This is a genomic window from Streptomyces sp. NPDC047880, from assembly GCF_040706515.1.
Classification (GTDB): domain Bacteria; phylum Actinomycetota; class Actinomycetes; order Streptomycetales; family Streptomycetaceae; genus Streptomyces.
Genome location: NZ_JBEZOK010000026.1, coordinates 1 through 17,492, shown reverse-complemented (window position 1 = coordinate 17,492; position 17,492 = coordinate 1). Strand labels below are relative to the sequence as shown.

The 17,492-nt window shown below is 73.4% G+C and carries 9 protein-coding genes; 5 read left to right on the top strand and 4 right to left on the bottom strand.

The window, feature by feature from the left end:
• Positions 1 to 62 precede the first annotated feature (62 nt).
• Positions 63 to 1,487, bottom strand: a complete 1,425-nt coding sequence (locus tag AB0937_RS30665) for an MFS transporter (RefSeq protein WP_366716213.1) — start codon at positions 1,485 to 1,487, stop codon at positions 63 to 65.
• 922 nt (positions 1,488 to 2,409) lie between these two features.
• Between AB0937_RS30665 and AB0937_RS30660 the strand changes: the two genes are divergently transcribed.
• Together AB0937_RS30660 and AB0937_RS30655 are read left to right on the top strand one after the other, a co-directional pair.
• A complete protein-coding gene (locus AB0937_RS30660) occupies positions 2,410 to 4,527 on the top strand; it encodes an asparagine synthase-related protein (protein ID WP_366716211.1) in 2,118 nt (705 codons plus the stop codon).
• A 499-nt stretch (positions 4,528 to 5,026) separates the two neighbouring features.
• Positions 5,027 to 8,320 carry a BTAD domain-containing putative transcriptional regulator gene (locus AB0937_RS30655; RefSeq protein WP_366716209.1) on the top strand — a complete coding sequence of 1,098 codons (3,294 nt, stop codon included), beginning with the start codon at positions 5,027 to 5,029 and terminating at the stop codon, positions 8,318 to 8,320.
• A gap of 12 nt (positions 8,321 to 8,332) precedes the next feature.
• Here the strand turns inward: AB0937_RS30655 and AB0937_RS30650 are convergent, their stop codons facing one another.
• Both AB0937_RS30650 and AB0937_RS30645 read right to left on the bottom strand, forming a co-directional pair.
• Positions 8,333 to 10,417, bottom strand: a complete 2,085-nt coding sequence (locus AB0937_RS30650; RefSeq protein ID WP_366716207.1) for a sigma-70 family RNA polymerase sigma factor — start codon at positions 10,415 to 10,417, stop codon at positions 8,333 to 8,335.
• 327 nt (positions 10,418 to 10,744) lie between these two features.
• Positions 10,745 to 11,512, bottom strand: a complete 768-nt coding sequence (locus tag AB0937_RS30645) for a helix-turn-helix domain-containing protein (protein ID WP_366716205.1) — start codon at positions 11,510 to 11,512, stop codon at positions 10,745 to 10,747.
• A gap of 371 nt (positions 11,513 to 11,883) precedes the next feature.
• On the opposite strand from AB0937_RS30645, the gene AB0937_RS30640 reads away from it, so the two are divergent.
• Both AB0937_RS30640 and AB0937_RS30635 read left to right on the top strand, forming a co-directional pair.
• A complete protein-coding gene (locus tag AB0937_RS30640; RefSeq protein WP_366716203.1) occupies positions 11,884 to 13,251 on the top strand; it encodes an NAD(P)/FAD-dependent oxidoreductase in 1,368 nt (455 codons plus the stop codon).
• Positions 13,252 to 13,425: 174 nt separating this feature from the next.
• The gene (locus tag AB0937_RS30635) at positions 13,426 to 15,093 is read left to right on the top strand and encodes a SpoIIE family protein phosphatase (RefSeq protein WP_366716201.1); all 1,668 of its coding nucleotides are present in this window, start codon (positions 13,426 to 13,428) and stop codon (positions 15,091 to 15,093) included.
• Positions 15,094 to 15,129: 36 nt separating this feature from the next.
• On the opposite strand, the gene AB0937_RS30630 is transcribed toward AB0937_RS30635, so the two are convergent.
• Positions 15,130 to 16,395, bottom strand: coding sequence for an MFS transporter (locus AB0937_RS30630; RefSeq protein ID WP_366716389.1), 1,266 nt, complete (start codon positions 16,393 to 16,395; stop codon positions 15,130 to 15,132).
• A 122-nt stretch (positions 16,396 to 16,517) separates the two neighbouring features.
• Between AB0937_RS30630 and AB0937_RS30625 the strand changes: the two genes are divergently transcribed.
• A complete protein-coding gene (locus AB0937_RS30625; RefSeq protein ID WP_366716199.1) occupies positions 16,518 to 17,066 on the top strand; it encodes a MarR family transcriptional regulator in 549 nt (182 codons plus the stop codon).
• Positions 17,067 to 17,492: the final 426 nt, after the last annotated feature.

The window sequence follows — 17,492 nt, the reverse complement described above, 5'->3', positions numbered from 1 at the left end:
GGAAGCGCGCGATCAGCCACGACCGACCCGCGGGCACAAGATCACAGCGAGCCGGGACCCGTTCAGGCGGGAGCCACCAGCAGGGGCCGTGCACGCTCACGGAGCTCGACCACCCGTGGCTCGTCGCCGTACGGCTCCAGCCGGTGCAGGAGATCCTTCACGTACTCGGTGGTGCGAGCCGAGGAGATCCGCCCGGCGACCTCCACCGCCCGCACCCCCTGCTCGCACGCCGCGTCGAGGTTCCCCGACTCCAGTTCGGCGACCGCGGAGACGACCAGGCGCAGGCCGTGCGAGCGGACGAACTCCTCCGTGGGCCTCGACAGGGCCTGCTCGGTGAAGCGGCGGACCTGGCGGGGTGCCTTGAGGTCGCGGTAGCACTCGGCCGCGTCGGCGGCGAAGCGGTCGTAGGAGTAGAAGCCGAGCCAGCTCGGGTCGTTGTCGCCCGGGCGGGCCCGCTCCAGCCAGCTCTCGGCCGCCTTCAGGGCACCGCCGGCCGCCTGGGCGTCGTTCGCGCGTGCGTGCGCGCGGGCCTCGACGAGGCGGAAGAAGCTCATGGTGCGGGCCGTCGCCAGCCCGCGGTTGCGTTCCAGGGCGGCCTGGGCGAGGTCCACGCCCTCGTCGCCGAAGCCGCGGTACGTGGCCTGGAGGGACATGGTGGCCAGCACGTAGCCCCCGAGAGGGACGTCCGCCGCCGCCCGGGCCAGACGCAGGGCCTGGATGTAGTAGCGCTGGGCCGCTTCCTGCTGGCCCGTGTCGAAGGCCATCCAGCCGGCGAGGCGCGTGAGTTCCGCGGAGGCGCCGAAGAGGGCCCGGCCGACCTCGTCGGAGTAGGAGCCGAGCAGCAGAGGGGCCGCCTCCACCCTTAAGCACTCGGGGACCATCGACGAACGCCAGTCCCCGCCACCGTACTTGGAGTCCCAGCGGCGCGCGTCCTCGGCGGCCTCGCGCAGCTTCTGTACGTCGCTGTGGCCGACTTTGAGCGGTGCGCCGGAGCCCTCGCCGGGGCTCACGTCACGCGCGACCGAACTGTCGGCCGGGGTTATCAGCCATCGTGAGGCGGGCGTTGCGTATGCGCTCACCGCGAACGATCCGGCGAGCGACTGCCAGATGCCGCCGGAGCCGGCCCGGCGGCCGGCGAGGTCGAGGCGGTACAGGTCGGTCGCGGAGCGCACCGCCTGGCCCACGTCCCGGGGGAAGGCGAGGCCGACCTCGGGTGCGGGGTCCGCGTCCGCGAGGCCGATCTCGTGCAGCGGCACCGGGCGGCCGAGCTTCTGGCCGATGGCGGCGGCTATGAGGTGCGGGGCGGCACCCTGCGGCACCATGCCCTTCGACACCCAGCGCGCCACCGACGTCTTGTCGTAGCGAAGCGTCAGACCGCGCTGGGCGCCAAGGTCGTTGACGCGCCGGGCGAGGCCCGCGTTGGAGATTCCCGCGAGGGCGAGAACGGCGCCGAGTTTTTCGTTCGGCCCGCGTTGCTCCCTGGACATGCGCCACCCCTCGACACAGACGGCTGCCGCACTGGCATAACCACGCGGCATTCGTAAACCCAGCGTAGTTCGCCGCATCCCAAGCGTTAAGGGGCATTGTTCCGGTTGGCGGGATTGTGGTCCGTACTGAAGTGCGGTTCAGATACGGGCTGTTGCGACGTGCTCCCACTGTGTGGCCGTGCGCCTGTCCGTGCGCTCTTCTCCGGCCATCGCGGGAGCGGTTCCATGGTCATTGCGTGGGTCGGCCCGCTGTACTGGATCCAGTGGGCTGGGGGACACCGCCGCCTACATCCCCGCGGGCGGCGGAACGGTCCGGGAGGCGTGCTCCGTCTCCCGGACTGCGCGACCGGGTGACAGGGTGCCGATCCTGTACGGAGCGTGTTCGAAGCTGCGTGCGTGACGGCGATTTGGCCGAAAAGAGCCCCTGCCGGTCGCCGGGTATCAGGGCTCCGACCACGGCACTTGAGGGCGCGTGAGGCGCGATCGGGGCGCGTAGCGGGGGCGCATTCGTGTCGCAGTCGTACTGCAGACATGTCGCTGGCGTGCCTTGATTCTTCGCCGCTTCCTGGTCTTCCCGCGACTCGCCTTTCGCGGCGTATGGTTCGGCGTCTTCTCCGTCCGGACTACCGTCCGGTCCTTCGTCGGACTGCCGTCCGGTCCTTCGTCGGCCTTCCGGCCGTTCTTCTGTCGGCCCTTCCGTCCGGTCTTCCGGCTGCGCGTCGTGGATTCGTCCGGCTTTCCGCCCGGATCTTCTTGTGGTGGGCGGGTGTTCGGGGTGTTCAGGGGGGGTGCGGGCGGCTCCGCCGGGGCGCATTCAGCGGAGCGCAAGCGGCGTCGGCACCCTCTGGAACGCTTCCTTCATGGCAGCATGGTGAACCGGTTCGTACGGTGCACTGGTTGTCCACAGCCTGTGGAGGCGGCGATGCGGTGGTTGGTGGGATGGAGCAGCACCGCCGCGGGAGCCGTCGCTGCCGGTTCGGCGGGGGCCACCGGCAGCGAGGGTGAGACGCTGCACCCGGTGGGGTCCCAACTCCTGTGGGGCGACCCCGATCCACTGTGGGCGGTCGGCGACTGGCGCCCCGACGAGGTGCGCGTCGTGAAGGCCGACGACCGGACCAGGATCGCCGTCCTCGGCATCTGCGGCGCCACCGACGAGCAGTTGCGCGTCGCGCTGTTCGCCGCGCGCGGCGGCGCACTTCGGCATCTGACCGCCTGGCCGGGCAGCTACACCGCGATCGTCCAGGTCGGCAGGCGGATCACCGTCTGCGGTGATCTCGCGGGCGCGCGGCCGGTGTTCCACACGCCCTGGGCGGGCGGTACGGCGTACGCGACCGCCGCGCTGCCGCTGGCCGACCTCATCGAGGCCAACCTCGACTTCGGGCACCTGGCCGCGCTGCTGGCGGCGCCCGATGTGCCCGCCGCACTGCACGACTCCACGCCGTACGACGGCGTGAAGCGCATTCCGCCCGGGCATGCCCTCATCCTGCGCGCCGGGGCGCGCGAGGTCGCCGGGTACGAGCCGGTCGCCTCGCTGGCCGTGGCGGCGCCCCCGGCCGATCCCGACAGCGCGGTCGACGCGGTGCGCGACGCGCTCGTGGAGGCCGTGCGGACGCGGCTGTCGGCGCCGCGGCACGTCCCCGGCGCCGACATAGACCCCGGGCCCGTGCCCGGCATGGGGCCCGCCGAGCGGCGCGCCGCGCGCGGGATGCCGGTGCCGGGGATCGGCGCGGACCTGTCCGGCGGGCCCGCCTCCGGGGCGCTGGCGCTGCTGGCCGCGGGCCTGCCCGGGATGCCGGGCACCGTGCTGGGACACGGCACGGGCGCGGGGGAGCGGTTGCTGGCCGTCACGTTCAACGACCTCGCCGTCGGAGGCCGCGAGGCCGAACTGGAGCGGGCGGGCGCACTCGCCGCGAGCCCGCGGCTGCACCACGTCGTCGTGGCGGGCGACGAGGGGACCCTTCCGTACGCCGACCTGGAAGGACCCCTGACGGACGAACCCGGTCCGTGCCTGGTGTCCGCGGCGCGCCATCGGGCCCGGCTGGCGGCGGGCAGCGCGGACCACTTCACGGGCTACGGCGCGCGCCAGGTCCTGGACGCCCATCCCGCGCGCTTGGCCGACCTTCTGATGGACCGCCGGCGGCGGCATCTCGTGCGGCCGGTCGCCGCGCTGGCCAAGGCCGACGGGTCGGTGCTGGTGCCCGCGCGCGTGTACGCGGCGGCGCGGCGGTTGTCCCGCATGCCGTACCGGTCGGGCCTGGAGAACCTCGCCGAGCGCCTGCTCGACCCCCGCAACGACGACGGACTCGACGCGCCCGGGGGTGCGCTGGACGCCTCGCTCGCCGCGCTGACCTGGGGAAGACCCGGGCCGGCGGCGCGCTGGCTGACCGGTGAGGCACTGGCTGAAGTATCGGTTCGTCTTCAGGCGTCGACCCATCGGTCGGAGCTGGTCGGACCGGGACAGCGGCCCGGAGACTTCCGCGCGCGTGCGGCGCTGGCGCGGCACGCGGCGGACCTGAGGGTGCTGGAACAGGCGGCGGAGGTCCGTTTCCAGCGGCTGCACGCGCCGTTCCTCGACAACCAGGTCGTCCGCGCGGCCCGCGCCCTGCCCGAGGCGCTGCGGGTGCGGCCCGGGGCGCGTGCGGCGATCCTGCGAACGGTGCTGGAAGGGGCAGGGGTCCGGGAACTGCCGCCCGGCTGGGGCGCCCCGACCCAGGCGACGGCGGCCGCCGCGGAGCGTACGGGGCTGCGCGTCGCTGCGGACTCCCTGATCGCCCTGTTCGACACCCCGCTGCTGGCGGAGGCGGGCCTGGTCGAGGCCCGCGTGGTCCGCAAGGCGCTGCGCGGCGCGGCGGCGGGCGAACCCCTACCCCTGGACGGCCTCGCGGACCTGGTCTCCCTGGAACTGTGGCTGCGCCGCCTCCTCGCCCGCCGCGGCACCTGCTGGACGGGCACACCGGCGCGGCAGCGCGCCGTCCCGGCGGGCATCGCCCCGCAGCGGGGCGCGTTGGGGGCGGGGGCCGGCGGGGGGCGGCGGGTGTAGCGGTGGATCGGTGGGGGTGGATGCGGGTGCGCGTGCGCGTGCGCTTCGCCTGCGCGTGGGGTGTGGGTCGGGGCCGCGCCGGGGGGTGTCCGTCCTCGGACGGCGCGATGGGGTCGGATACCGACTGACTCCCCGTTGACGCGCCAACCGCTGCGGGCGGACACACCCCGACACTTACGTGGTCCGGCGGGTGCGGGCCCGCTCAGCCGCGGGCATGCGCAGCCGCCCAGCTGCGGGCATGCGTGCCGCCAGGGGCGGCACGGGTGGGCGTGGGGGCCCCTGCTCGAGCGAAGCCGAGAGTTTGGGGGAGGCACTCCGTTCCGCCGGGTCGCGGACCCACCCGGCCTCGGCACCAACGCAGCGACACCCCCCAGCGCCGGGTCGCGGACCCACCCGCCCCCAGGTCAGCCACAACCCCGCACCCGCCCACGAGCCCCCGGGCAACGCCCGGCGCGGAAAACCCCCCGGCCCTCGTGCCGACCCCGGCGACAATGACCCCGTGCGGTACAGAATCCTGGGCGTCACCACGGCAGAGGACGAGCACGGCTCAGTCGTACCCGTTGGCGGACCACGCCTCCGTGCCCTGCTCACCGCCCTCGCCCTGCGCCCCTCCCGCGTCACCACCCCCCGGACGCTGATCGACGAGGTCTGGCCGGAGGAGCCGCCCCAGGACGCCTCCGCCGCGCTCCAGGCGCTCGTCGGCCGCCTCCGCAGGGCTCTCGGCAAGGACGCCGTCACCTCCGAGACGGGCGGCTACCGACTCGCGGCGGGCCAGGACGACATCGACCTCTTCGTCTTCGAACGGCTCGTTCAGCAGGGCACCGACGCCCTCACCGGCAACGACCCCGCCCTGGCGGAGCACCACCTCGACGCCGCCCTCGCCCTCTGGCGCGGCCCCGCCCTCGCCGACCTCCCGGACCGCTCCGCCGCCGCCCGCCCGGAGGCCAGGCGTCTCGAGGCGAACCGGGCCAGGGCGGAGGCCCGGCTACGGCTCGGCCGCGCGCCGGACGTCGTACCGGAACTGCGGGAACTGACCGCCGTACACCCCTACGACGAGCCGCTGCACGCACTCCTCGTCCGCGCCCTGCGCGACACCGGACGGGACGCCGACGCGCTCGCCGCGTACGAGAACGTCCGCCGGGCCCTGGCCGAAGGCCTCGGCACCGACCCCGGGCCCGAACTGCGCGCCCTCCACGCCGACCTGCTGGACCCCGCCCCGCGGGACGAGAAGCCCCCGCCCGCTCCGCCGGAGCGCGAGCCCACCCGCCCCGGGACCATCCGCCCCCGGCTGACCTCTTTCGTCGGCCGGGAACCCGAGATCGACGCCATCCGTTCCGACATGCACGGGGCCCGACTCGTCACCCTCACCGGACCGGGCGGCTCCGGCAAGACCCGCCTCGCCGAGGAGGCCGCCGCCGGGCTCCCGCAGGCATGGCTGGCCGAGCTCGCCCCGCTCGACCGGCCGGAGGCGGTGCCGGGAGCGGTGGTCAGTGCGCTCGGTCTGCGCGAGACCGTGCTGATGACCAGTGAGCTCACCGCCGTGCAGGACGACCCCGTCGGGCTGCTCGTCGAGTTCTGCGCACCGCGTAGCCTCCTGCTGATCCTCGACAACTGCGAGCACGTCATCGGCGCCGCCGCCGACCTGGCGGAGACCCTGCTGACCCGCTGCCCGGGGCTCACGATCCTCGCCACCAGCCGTGAACCCCTGGGTGTGCCGGGTGAGGTGGTCCGTCCGGTCGAGCCCCTGCGCCCCGACCACGCCCGCCGGCTGTTCGCGGAGCGCGCCGCCGCCGTCCGTCCCGATGCGCAGGCCGTGCTCCGCGACGAGCGGGCGGTGGCGGAGATCTGCCGGCGGCTGGACGGGCTTCCGCTCGCCATCGAGCTGGCGGCGGCCCGGCTGCGGCTGCTCACCCCCCGGCAGATCGCCGACCGCCTCGACGACCGCTTTCGCCTCCTCACCTCCGGGAGCCGTACGGTCCTGCCCCGCCAGCAGACCCTGCGCGCCGTCGTCGACTGGTCGTGGGACCTGCTCGACGACGCCGAGCGGACGATGCTGCGCGAGGTGTCCGTGTTCGCGGGCGGCTGGGACCTCGGTGCGGCCGAGGCCGTGTGCTCCGGGCCCGCCGCCGAGCTGATCGGGGCCCTCGTCGACAAGTCCCTCGTCGTGGCGACGCCCGGCACGGACGAGGATCCCCCCGGCATGCGGTACCGGATGCTGGAGACCATCCACGAGTACGCCGTCGAACGCGCCGCCGACGACCCGCCGCTGCGCGCCGCCGCCGAGCGACGGCACCGCGCGTGGGCGCGTGCGCTCGCCGAGCGGGCCGATCCGCAGCTGCGCTCCGCCGCGCAACTGCCGTGGATCTCCCGCCTGGAGACCGAGCTGGACAACATCCGTGCGGCCCTCGACCGGGCCCTCGCCGCCGGGGACGAGGCGGAGGCCGCCGCCCTCGCCGTGGCCATGGGCTGGTTCTGGTGGCTGCGCAACTACCGCCACGAGGGCGTGGAGTGGCTCGAGCGGACGCTGAAGCTGGGCGCGGCCCTGGACGCGGCGGGCCGTGTGCCGGCCGGCGGTGAGCCGGAGCCGCCCGGCCACGTCGACTCCTTCCTCACCTCACCGGACGGGGAAGCGGGACACCCGCTGCACGCACTGCGCATGGACGTGCGCCTGCTGCATCTGTTCTTCATGACCGAAGTGGCCCCGATGGAGACGTTCGTCGCCGAGCGGCTGCCGTACATGGAGCGGGTGTGGGCCCACTACACGGAAGGCGGCCCGCACGCGGCCCGTATCCCGGGGCTCGTCTGCCCGATCCTCTCCTCCTACCTGGGCGACCAGCGCGAGGTCCGGACCGTCCTGGACGCCGCCGTCGCCAACTGCCGTGCGTACGGCGGTGACTGGGAGGTCTCCGTCGCCCTGATGTTCCGCGCGCACACGGTCGTCGACGGGCCCGGAGGCCTGGAGGGCGTAGACGACGACCTCGCGGAACTGCGGGTCCTCAGCCGCCGCGCCGGTGACCGCTGGCTGCGTGCCCAGGTGTGCAGCGCGGCCGGCGAGGCCGCCATGGTGCGCAGCCGTTTCGAGGAGGCCGAGCGGGAGTACGAGGAGGCACTCCGGCTCGCCTACGAGGTGGGCGCCCACGCCGAGTCGCCGTTCCTCATCGCGCGGCTCGCCGAGATCGCCTACCGTGCGGGCGACCGGCCGGCCGCACTGTCCGCGCTGGACGAGGCCACCGCCGCCGCCGAGCGGTACGGCGTGCGGGACTCCAAGGCGTACATCCTGCTGATGCGCACCCAGATGGCCTTCGAGGACGGGCACACCGCCCGGGCGCGAGCGTGGTGGGAGGAGGCCCTCGCCAACACCGCCCCCGGCACACCGCCGCCCCAGTTCATGGTGATGCTGCGCCTGCTCGACGCCGCGATCAGCGCGAAGGAGTCCGGTCCGCGCTCCGGCTTGGCCAAGGCCACCGAAGCCCTGCGCGAAGCGGTGGAGAAGCGGTGCTCGGACATCGTCCGGGCGACGGTCGTGGAGGGCGCGGCGGGACTGCTGGCCGACCTCGGCGACTTCCCGCGCGCGGTCCGGCTGCTCGGCACCGGCGACCACTGGCGGTCCGGGCGCCCGCGCTCCATCCCGGAGATCCCCCCGGCCGAACGCGCCGAGGCCGCCGCCCGTGCCGCCCTGGGCCGGGCCCGCTGCGCGGCGGAGCGTGCCCGGGGTGCGGCCCTCACCCCGGACGACGTCCTGCGCGAGCTGGACGAGGCGTGCGTCGCGTACGCCACCGGCAGGGTGACCTGAACCGCCCTGCCGTCAGCCGCAGGTGAACCTGGACTCCGCCCAGTCCACCGCCATCACGGCGTCGAGGACGCTGCGCGGCTCCACCACCAGCCGGACCGTGCTGCGGCCGGTGAGGTCCACGTGGACGGGCACGGCCGCGTCACCGCCCTCGATCAGCGGGGACCGCCACAGCCTGGTCCCGTCGGCGTAGACGGAGAAGCGCACCACGCCGAGCCGCAGCGTCATGTCGTCCACGCCCACGAGCGCGTCGTACGACGCGCAGGAACGGTTGAGGTCGATGGTGACGGACGAGCGGCCGTGCACGGTGACGCCGTGTCCGTACCGCTCGCCGCCGACCCGCAGGCCGGACCGCTTCCAGACCCAGCTGCTCGACCCGATCCGCATCTCGGGCTTGGCGCCGTCGCCGTTGACGTCGTACGACAGCTCGCTCCACCGGTAGACGGCCGGGGCGGGCGGGGACGGCGAGGAAGTGGGCGCCGGCGTGCCGTCGGGAGACGGTGTCGGCTCGGTGGATGCGGGCGGACCGGACGTCCGGGTCGGAGCGGGGGACGGCGTCGCCGGGTCCGGGTCCGGACTCGGGGTGGTGCTGGTCTCCGGCGTCGTTGTCGGTGTGGGCGTGGGCGTGGGCGTGGGCGTGGGTGTCGCGGCGCGCGGCGGCACGACCCCCGAGGGGCGCGATCGCGGTCCGGTTCCGGGTGGGGAAGGGGACGGCGTGGACTCACCGGGGCGCACCACCGACGACGGGGCAGGGGGCGCGGGGTCGGCCTTGGCCTCGTCCTTCGGGTTGTCGTTGCCCGCCAGTGCCATCACCACCGTCGCCACCACACCCACGGCGACCACACCGGCGGCGATACCTGCCTTCACCGGTGCGCCGATCCCCTCGGAGGCCGCCGCACCGCCCCCGCCGCCGACCGCACCGCCCCCGCCGCCGACCGCACCGCCACCCGCCGCACTGCCACCGGCGGCACTGCCTGCGGCCGTACTGTCACCCGCAGCGGCCGTTCCACCTGCCGTTCCACCTGCCGTTCCACCTGCCGAGCCCCCGGCAGCCGCGGCCCCCACCGCACCGGCCGCTCCCGCACCCCCGGCGATGAGCCCGGCGGCCTTGGCGTAACCGGCGGCCCCGAACCAGCCGATGACGGCGACCGGCACGACGGCCGGGATACCACCGGCCACCTCCTCGATCTGCAGCGCGGCCAGACGGCACTTCGCGCATTCCTCCAGGTGCTTGCGCAGCCCCCGCTCGGCCCGGGTGCGCAGCCGTCCGCGGGCGTAGGTGCCCAGCTGATCGGCGTAGCGCGCGCATCCCTCGTCGCCGGTGAGCGTGGCGCTGACGTGGGCTTGGAGGTAGGCCTGCTTGAGGCCCTCGCGGGCCCGGCTGGCGAGGACGCGCGTGCCGTTGGCGTCCAGTCCGAACAGCGTGGCGACCTCGCTGGGGGACTCGTCCTCGACCTCGGTGTGCCACAGCACGGCCTGCCAGCGCTCCGGCAGCGACCGGAACGCCCGCATGGCCATGGACTGCTCGGCCTCGTGCATCGCCCGTACGTCCGCGCCCAGTTCGAGCGGGTCGCCGCCGGACACGTCGGGCCCGTGCGCGGACTGGGCGGCGAACACGGCGAAGTCGTCGACGAGCTGTTCGCGCCGTGCCGACCTGGTCCAGGCAGCGGCGACGCGCCGGACGGAGGTGAGCAGGTAGGCGCGGACGGCGTGCGTGGGGCCGGCGCCGCCGCGCACGGCCTGGAGCATCCGGGCGAAGACCTCGGCGGTCAGGTCGTCCGCGGTGTGGGCGTCGCGGCAGCACGTGCGCGCGTACCGGCGCACAGCCTGCGCATGGCGCCGGTACAACTCCTCGTACGCCGTGTCGTCACCCGCGCGCATCCGGTCGATGAGGCCGGCGTCGGAGGGCGGCAGTTCAGGCGGCAGGGTGCCGCCCTCGCGTCCGTTGCGCTGGGCCGGGACCGAGCCGTCGGCCGGGTGCCCGGCGGGCGGCACGCTCGCACGTCCACCCTGACTCGGCACCTGCGGCGGGGCCGGGTCGCCGGCCGCGGCGTCGCCGTGTCCGCCACCGCTGGACTCGTCCCGCCCGTCAACGCTCATCGCGGAAAGCCCCCGGCAGCCGCCCCATCCGTCCAGACCACCAGGTCAGCGTGCCATAGGAATGTCCGGTCGGAGCCCTGAAGTTCGGATCACCACTCATCCGTGGGGACCCGCCGCACGGCAGTACTGGCCGTCAGCCGTTCGGGGAAGACGCGAAGGCGACCTTTCGTTCCGAGGACGCCCTTCGCTCCGGGGCAGCTGCCTGTCGGCCGGGAGGCTCCCTCTCGTTCCCGGCGGCTTCCTGCTGCTCCGGGCCCGGACGTCACGCCCGAGCCCGGAAGCCTCCCCGGCCAGGGCTCGCCCGCCCCGGATCCCGGACCCGGCGGCTCACGCGGGTCGCGAGCGCAGCCCCTCCAGCAGGATGTCCAGCAGCCGGGCCGACGCGGCCGCCTGGTGGGCCGCGTCCGGCAGCGAGGGCGCGGCCGTGGCGATCACCAGCAGCACGTCCGAGACCGACACGTCCGCCCGCAGCTCACCGGCCGCACGCGCCCGTTCCACGAGCCGGCCCACGACCTCCAGCAGCGCCGTCGTCCCGGCGTCGTCCTCGGCCGCGACCGCCGGCACCGAGGCGACCGCGACGGGCTGGTCGGGCACCAGTCGCAGCTCCGTCGTAGCCGGCTGGGTCCGCTGCTGCGGCACCCGCGGTCCACCGGCGCCGTCCTCGACCGAGACCCGCAGCACCTGCGGCGGCAGCAGCCGCCCCGCGCCGGAGGCCACCGACGTCCGCAGGAAGCGCGACAGCGCCGACCACGGCTCGTCCTCCTGCCCGAGCGCCGCCCGCGCCTGGTCGGTGAGCCGGGAGGTCTCCTCCTCGGCTATCCGCCGCACCAGGACGTCCTTGCTCGGGAACCGCCGGTACACCGTGCCCACGCCGACCCGCGCGCGCCGCGCCACATCCTCCATCGGCGCGCCGTACCCCAGCTCGCCGAACACCTCGCGCGCCGCCCGCAGCACGTGCTCCAGATTGCGCTGAGCGTCCACGCGCAGCGGCGTCGTCCGCGATCCGTCGCGTCCGCTGCCCGCCGCCGCGCTCATCGTCATACCGCCCGCCGCGACTGCGGACGCGGGCGACCAATGAGAGTCCTGAACATGCATAAGCATTCCCCCGGTAATGACGTCTCCCCCCGGAGACTCCCCGCCATTCGATGCCGGGACGCGGGAACCGGCCCGTCCGCGGCCCGCCCGTCGCGGACCCGGTGAGCACATCCCCCTACACCCCGTCGACACACGAACATAGTTGAGAGGGAGTCAATTCAGAAGGGGCAGGTTCCGCACGGAGCGCCCACCGATCGGAGTACGAGCCGCATACGTCCCGAATGTGCCCCCGCGCGCCCCCTGCACCACCCCTTCTGACCTGCACGGATGTGTCGCAGGTCGCTAATCCGGCCAACTCCGCGCACTCTCCCGCTCCGGTCACACAATTCGTCGAGGCTGTGGACAAACGCAAGCGACGGGTGCGTCATGGGATGGTGAAGGAACGTGCGCGCATTCTCGTTGTCGGTGGCGGCTACGTCGGGATGTACACGGCCCTGCGCCTGCAGCGCAGACTGAAACGGGAGCTGGACCGGGGCGAGGTGGAGATCACCGTCGTCACCCCCGACCCGTACATGACCTACCAGCCGTTCCTCCCCGAGGCCGCCGCGGGCGCCATCTCCCCCCGGCACGTCGTCGTACCGCTGCGCCGCGTCCTCGACCGGTGCCGGATCCTGATCGGCGAGGCCACCGCCGTCGACCACGCGAAACGCACCGCCGCAGTCACCACCCTCGCCACCGAGGAGGAGGGCACGGGCGGGCAGCGGCTGTCCTACGACGAACTCGTCCTCGCCCCCGGCTCCGTCTCGCGCACCCTGCCGGTCCCCGGCCTCGCCGAACACGGCATCGGCTTCAAGACCGTCGAGGAGGCCATCGGCCTGCGCAACCACGTCATCGAGCAGATGGACATCGCCTCCTCCACCCGCGACCCCGCGATCCGCGACGCGGCCCTCACCTTCGTCTTCGTCGGCGGCGGATTCGCGGGCGTGGAGGCACTCGGCGAACTGGAGGACATGGCCCGCTACGCCACCCGCTACTACCACAACGTCCAGCCCGAGGACATGAAGTGGATCCTCGTCGAGGCATCGGAGCGCATCCTGCCCGAGGTCGGCGAGGAGATGGGCCGCTACACGGTCACCGAGCTGCGCCGCCGGAACATCGACATCCGGCTGCGGACCCGCCTGGAGTCCTGCGCCGACCGGGTCGCCGTCCTCAGCGACGGTGCCCGCTTCCCCACCCGTACGGTCGTCTGGACGGCGGGCGTGAAACCCCACCCGGTGCTCGCCGCCTCCGACCTGCCCCGCAACGGCCGCGGCCGCCTGACGTGCACGGCCGAACTGTCGGTCGACGGCGCACCACACGCGTGGGCCGCCGGAGACGCCGCCGCCGTCCCCGACGTCACGGCCAAGGAACCGGGCCGCGAGTGCGCCCCCAACGCCCAGCACGCGGTCCGCCAGGCCAAGGTCCTCGCCGACAACATCGTGCACTCCCTGCGCGGCGAACCACTGGAGACGTACGAACACGCCTACGCCGGCTCGGTCGCCTCCCTGGGCCTGCACAAGGGCGTCGCCCACGTCTACGGACGCAAGCTCAAGGGCTACCCCGCCTGGTTCATGCACCGCGCCTACCACCTCAGCCGCGTGCCCACCTTCAACCGCAAGGCGCGGGTGCTGGCCGAATGGACCCTGGCCGGCTTGTTCAAACGGGAGATCGTCTCCCTGGGGTCACTCGAACACCCCCGGGCTGAGTTCGAACTCGCGGCCGGTGGAAAGCCTTCTCCCGACCCGAAGGGGTCGTCCTGACCGGACCCAGGAACTCCAGCGGCCGGCCCGGCGTCTGACGGATGTCGGTCCGGTCCGCGCCCTGCCAGACTGGTCCACCACCGCGGGCTCGCCACCACGCGCCCCGGTGCGGGCCCCTCGGGGCCCCGGCCGGTTCCGGTGCCGGCCGCCGACCACTACACGAGGCAAGGATTCGTGAACTTCACGCGCTGGAGCGCCCGGCTCCCCGGAACGCAGCGCCGCGCCGCAGCGCGGACCGAGCAGACGGCCTCCCCGGACCGGCGGGGGGACGGCTCCGTACCCGCCGCCCGCGCCGAACAACTGACCGACGGTGCACCGTCCCTTCCCGCCGTCGACGACCTGCGGGTGCGCGAGGTACTCGACCGCGTCCCGTCCCTCGTCGCCCTGGTCCACGGCCCCGAGCACCGCATCGCCTACGTCAACGACGCCTACACCAGCGCCTTCGGCATCCGCCCCCTGGGCGAACGCGCCCGCGAGGCCCTCCCCGAACTGGACGCCCTCGGCCTGTTCCCCCTCCTGGACCAGGTCCAGCGCAGCGGCAAGCCGCGCACGGTCAAGTCCCGCAAGGCCCCCGACGGCCGCTCCTACACCTTCACCTGCACCCCGGTCGCCCAGGGCGACGGCAAGGGCGGCAGCGACGGCCGCGGCGTCCTCGTCTTCGCCACCGACGTCACCGACCACGCCGAAGCCGCCGAACGCCTGCGCGCCAGCGAGCGCCGCCAGCGCGAAACGGCCGTCACCCTCCAGCGCTCCCTGCTCCCCCAGGAGCTGGAACAGCCCGACGACCTGCGCATCGCCGCCACCTACCACCCCGGCGGCACGGAAGCCGCGGTCGGCGGCGACTGGTACGACGTCATCACCCTGGGCGGCGGCCGCACGGCCCTGGTCATCGGAGACGTCATGGGCAGGGGGGTCCGCGCGGCGGCCGTCATGGGCCAGCTCCGCACGGCGGTCCGCGCCTACGCTCGCCTCGACCTCCCGCCGCACGAGGTCCTGCAGCTCCTGGACGGCCTGGCCGCCGAGATCGACGCCAACCAGATCGCCACGTGCGCGTACGCCATCCACGACCCGAACGAAGGCAAGCTGATCTACTCCTCGGCGGGCCACCTCCCGATCCTCGTCCGCGACGAGAAAGGCACGGTCCTGCGCGCCGAGGAACCCACCGGCCCGCCGCTCGGCACCGGCGGCTGGATGCACACCTCGGGTTCGATCCCCCTCGCCCCCGGCTCCACGGCCGTCCTCTACACGGACGGCCTGGTCGAGCGGCGCGACGCGGACCTGGACGAGGGCATCGCCGCCCTGGAACGGGCCCTGGCCGGCGCCACCGGCACCCCTCAGGTCGTCTGCGACCGCCTGGTCCGCTCCGCGGGAGTGACACCCGACCACGACGACGACGTGGCCGTCCTGGTCCTCCAGCACCCCGCGCGCACCGGCGCGGACAGCGAGCTCTTCCGTAACGCCGCCCTGGAACTGCTGGGCGGGGTGGAAGCGGCCCCGCGCGCGCGGGCCTTCGCCTCCGGTGTCCTGACCAGCTGGCGCTTCCCCGCCGACCTGCACGACCTGGGTGTCCTCGCCGCCAGCGAACTGGTCGCCAACTCCCTCCAGCACGGCACCCCGCCGATGCGCCTGCGCCTGCGCCGCACGGACCGGCGGCTGATCATCGAGGTCACCGACGGCGACGACCACCTCCCCAGACGCCGCCGCGCGGAACCGGGCGACGAATCTGGCCGTGGCATCGCCATCGTCGCCACGATCGCGTCGAACTGGGGCTGCCGCCGCACCCCCGGCGGCGGCAAGGCGGTCTGGTGCGAGTTCGCCCTGCCCCGCACCCAGACCGCCTAGGGCCTGACCCACACGACAGCCTGGGCGGAACCGGGATCAGACGTCCGCGGAAACGGGCGCCCCGCCCCGCGCCACGACCCGGCTCTTCCCGAGCCACGGCTGGTCCTGCATCTCGGTCAGCTGCCGCCCCAACCGCACGGCCAGGACGGTGATCCCCAGCGAGAACACCAGGAACGCCACGATGTACGGCGCGTGCAGCGAGGCACCCAGCGGCCCGCCCACCGCCGGCCCGACAGCCAGCGCCAACTGCTTGACCAAGGCGAACGCGGAGTTGTACTGCCCGGCCATGCCCTCCGGCGCGAGATCCGCGACCAGCGGGGCCACGGTCGGCGAAAGCATCGCCTCACCCAGTCCGAACAGCGCGTACGTCGAGACGAACGCGGCCGTCGCCATCTCCTGGCTCCCGTGCCCGAGCCCCGCGTACCCGGCGACGGCCCACGCCACGGCCCAGATCAGCCCGACAGCGGCGATCACCCGCGAACGCCGGCGCCGCTCCACGAACCGCAGCACGGCGAACTGCGCGACGACGATCATCAGCGTGTTGGCGGCGAGCGCGGTCCCGAGCGCGGACGTCGAGATCCCCGCGGCCTCGACCCCGTACGCACTCAGCCCCGACTCGAACTGCCCGTAGCAGGCGAAGAACAGCACGAAGCCCAGCACGCACAGCTGCACCATGGCCCGGTTGCCCAGCAACTGCTTCCAGCTGCCCCGGCCCGAGGCCTGCGGGGCGCCCTCGATCCGCGGCGCTTGCGGCATCCGCACGGTCGTCATCACCACGACGAGCAGCAGGAACATGGCCGCCTCGATCGCGAAGAGCAACGTGAAGGAGGCGGCGCTGGTGGTGTCGACCAGATGCCCACCGATGAGGCCGCCGACGCCGAGCCCCAGGTTCTGCAAGAAGAACTGCATGGCGAAGGCACGCGACCGCGTCTCAGCGGACGAGCAGTCGACGATCATCGTCGCGAGCGCCGGCTGCATCACGGCCTGCCCGGCCCCCAGCAGGGAGGCCGACACCAGGACGGCCACCGCGCTGCTCGCGATCCCCAGACTGAGCGCACCCAGCGCGGCGGTGACCAGGGCGGCGAGCAACACCGGCAGCGGGCCGCGCCGGACGATGGCACGCCCGGCGAACGGCAGCACGACCAGCGCGGCCACAGCGAAGACGGCGAGTACGAGACCCGCCGTCATGGCTCCCAACCCTCGCACCTGCGCCACGTAGACGTACAGGTACGGGACCGTGAAGCCGAGCCCGAACGCGCTGAGTGCGTTACCCACGTGAATCCGGCGCATCGCTGCGCCCATCGCCCTGGTCACGTTCACCTCTCTCACAAGTTAGGAGTGAAGACTTCAAAACTAAAGTTCGAAGCTAAAGAGTACATACCGAAGGACTTCAAGGCAAAGAACGGGCGTGCGATACTGCGCACATGGGCGACACCGACGGCCCCAGCGAGCCGACCCTCGAAGAGCAGATCGCCGCGTACCAGCGCGAGTTCCAGGACCTCGACCCCCAGGTCGAGCAGATCGTCTCGGCGCTCTCCCGCCTGAACCGCCGTATGAACGTCGCCTACGGACGGCAGACCTCGGCCCTCGGCATCAGCAACGCGGAGTGGGAGGTCCTCAAGGCCCTCGTCCTCTCCGGAGCCCCCTACCGCCTGGGCCCCAGCGACCTCGCCAAGCGCCTCGGCCTCACCCCGGCCGCGATGACCCACAGAATCGATCGCATGGTCGCCGAATCTCTGGTGACCCGTGAGCGAGACGAGTCGAACCGCGTACGCGTCATCGTGGAGCTGACATCCGAGGGGCGAGAGAAGTGGCTGGAGGCGATGCGCCTGGCGACGGTCTTCGAGGAGGACCTCCTCCAGGACCTGTCACCGGACGAACGCACGGCGCTGGGCGAGGTGCTCACGCGCCTGCTGCGCAGGGTCGAGCACGCACAGCCGGACGCCGGCGGACGCCTCACCGACCTGGACTGACACCGGGGCCGAAAAGATCTTGACAGGGGGCGCTTGACACCCCCTTGACGGATCCGTAGAGTTCTTCGGGTTGCCGCGGAGCCGTAACGGTTCTTCGACAGCACTTCCGCCGCAGCAGCGGCACCCCAACCACCAGCTCGACCTCCCGACAGGGTTGATTTCGGCGCGCCCGAATTCAATTCGAATTGGGACTCGATGATCTGATCGACTCCAACGGCGTCGATTTGGGAATCGCCGAGAGGACGCGCTAAGGTTGGACACGTCGGAACGGCCCAACAGCCGCAAAGACAAACCCCGCTGACCGGGGATCAGGCCCGAAAGGATCTGATAGAGTCGGAACCGCCGGAAAGGGAAACGCGGAAGCGGGAACCTGGAAAGCACCGAGGAAATCGGATCGGAAAGATCTGATAGAGTCGGAAACGCAAG

Bases quoted from the DNA above. Each gene is read 5' to 3' on its own strand.
- AB0937_RS30665 (WP_366716213.1), bottom strand. From the start codon at position 1,487: ATGTCCAGGGAGCAACGCGGGCCGAACGAAAAACTCGGCGCCGTTCTC.
- AB0937_RS30660 (WP_366716211.1), top strand. From the start codon at position 2,410: ATGCGGTGGTTGGTGGGATGGAGCAGCACCGCCGCGGGAGCCGTCGCT.
- AB0937_RS30650 (WP_366716207.1), bottom strand. From the start codon at position 10,417: ATGAGCGTTGACGGGCGGGACGAGTCCAGCGGTGGCGGACACGGCGAC.
- AB0937_RS30645 (WP_366716205.1), bottom strand. From the start codon at position 11,512: ATGCATGTTCAGGACTCTCATTGGTCGCCCGCGTCCGCAGTCGCGGCG.
- AB0937_RS30640 (WP_366716203.1), top strand. From the start codon at position 11,884: ATGGTGAAGGAACGTGCGCGCATTCTCGTTGTCGGTGGCGGCTACGTC.
- AB0937_RS30630 (WP_366716389.1), bottom strand. From the start codon at position 16,395: ATGGGCGCAGCGATGCGCCGGATTCACGTGGGTAACGCACTCAGCGCG.
- AB0937_RS30625 (WP_366716199.1), top strand. From the start codon at position 16,518: ATGGGCGACACCGACGGCCCCAGCGAGCCGACCCTCGAAGAGCAGATC.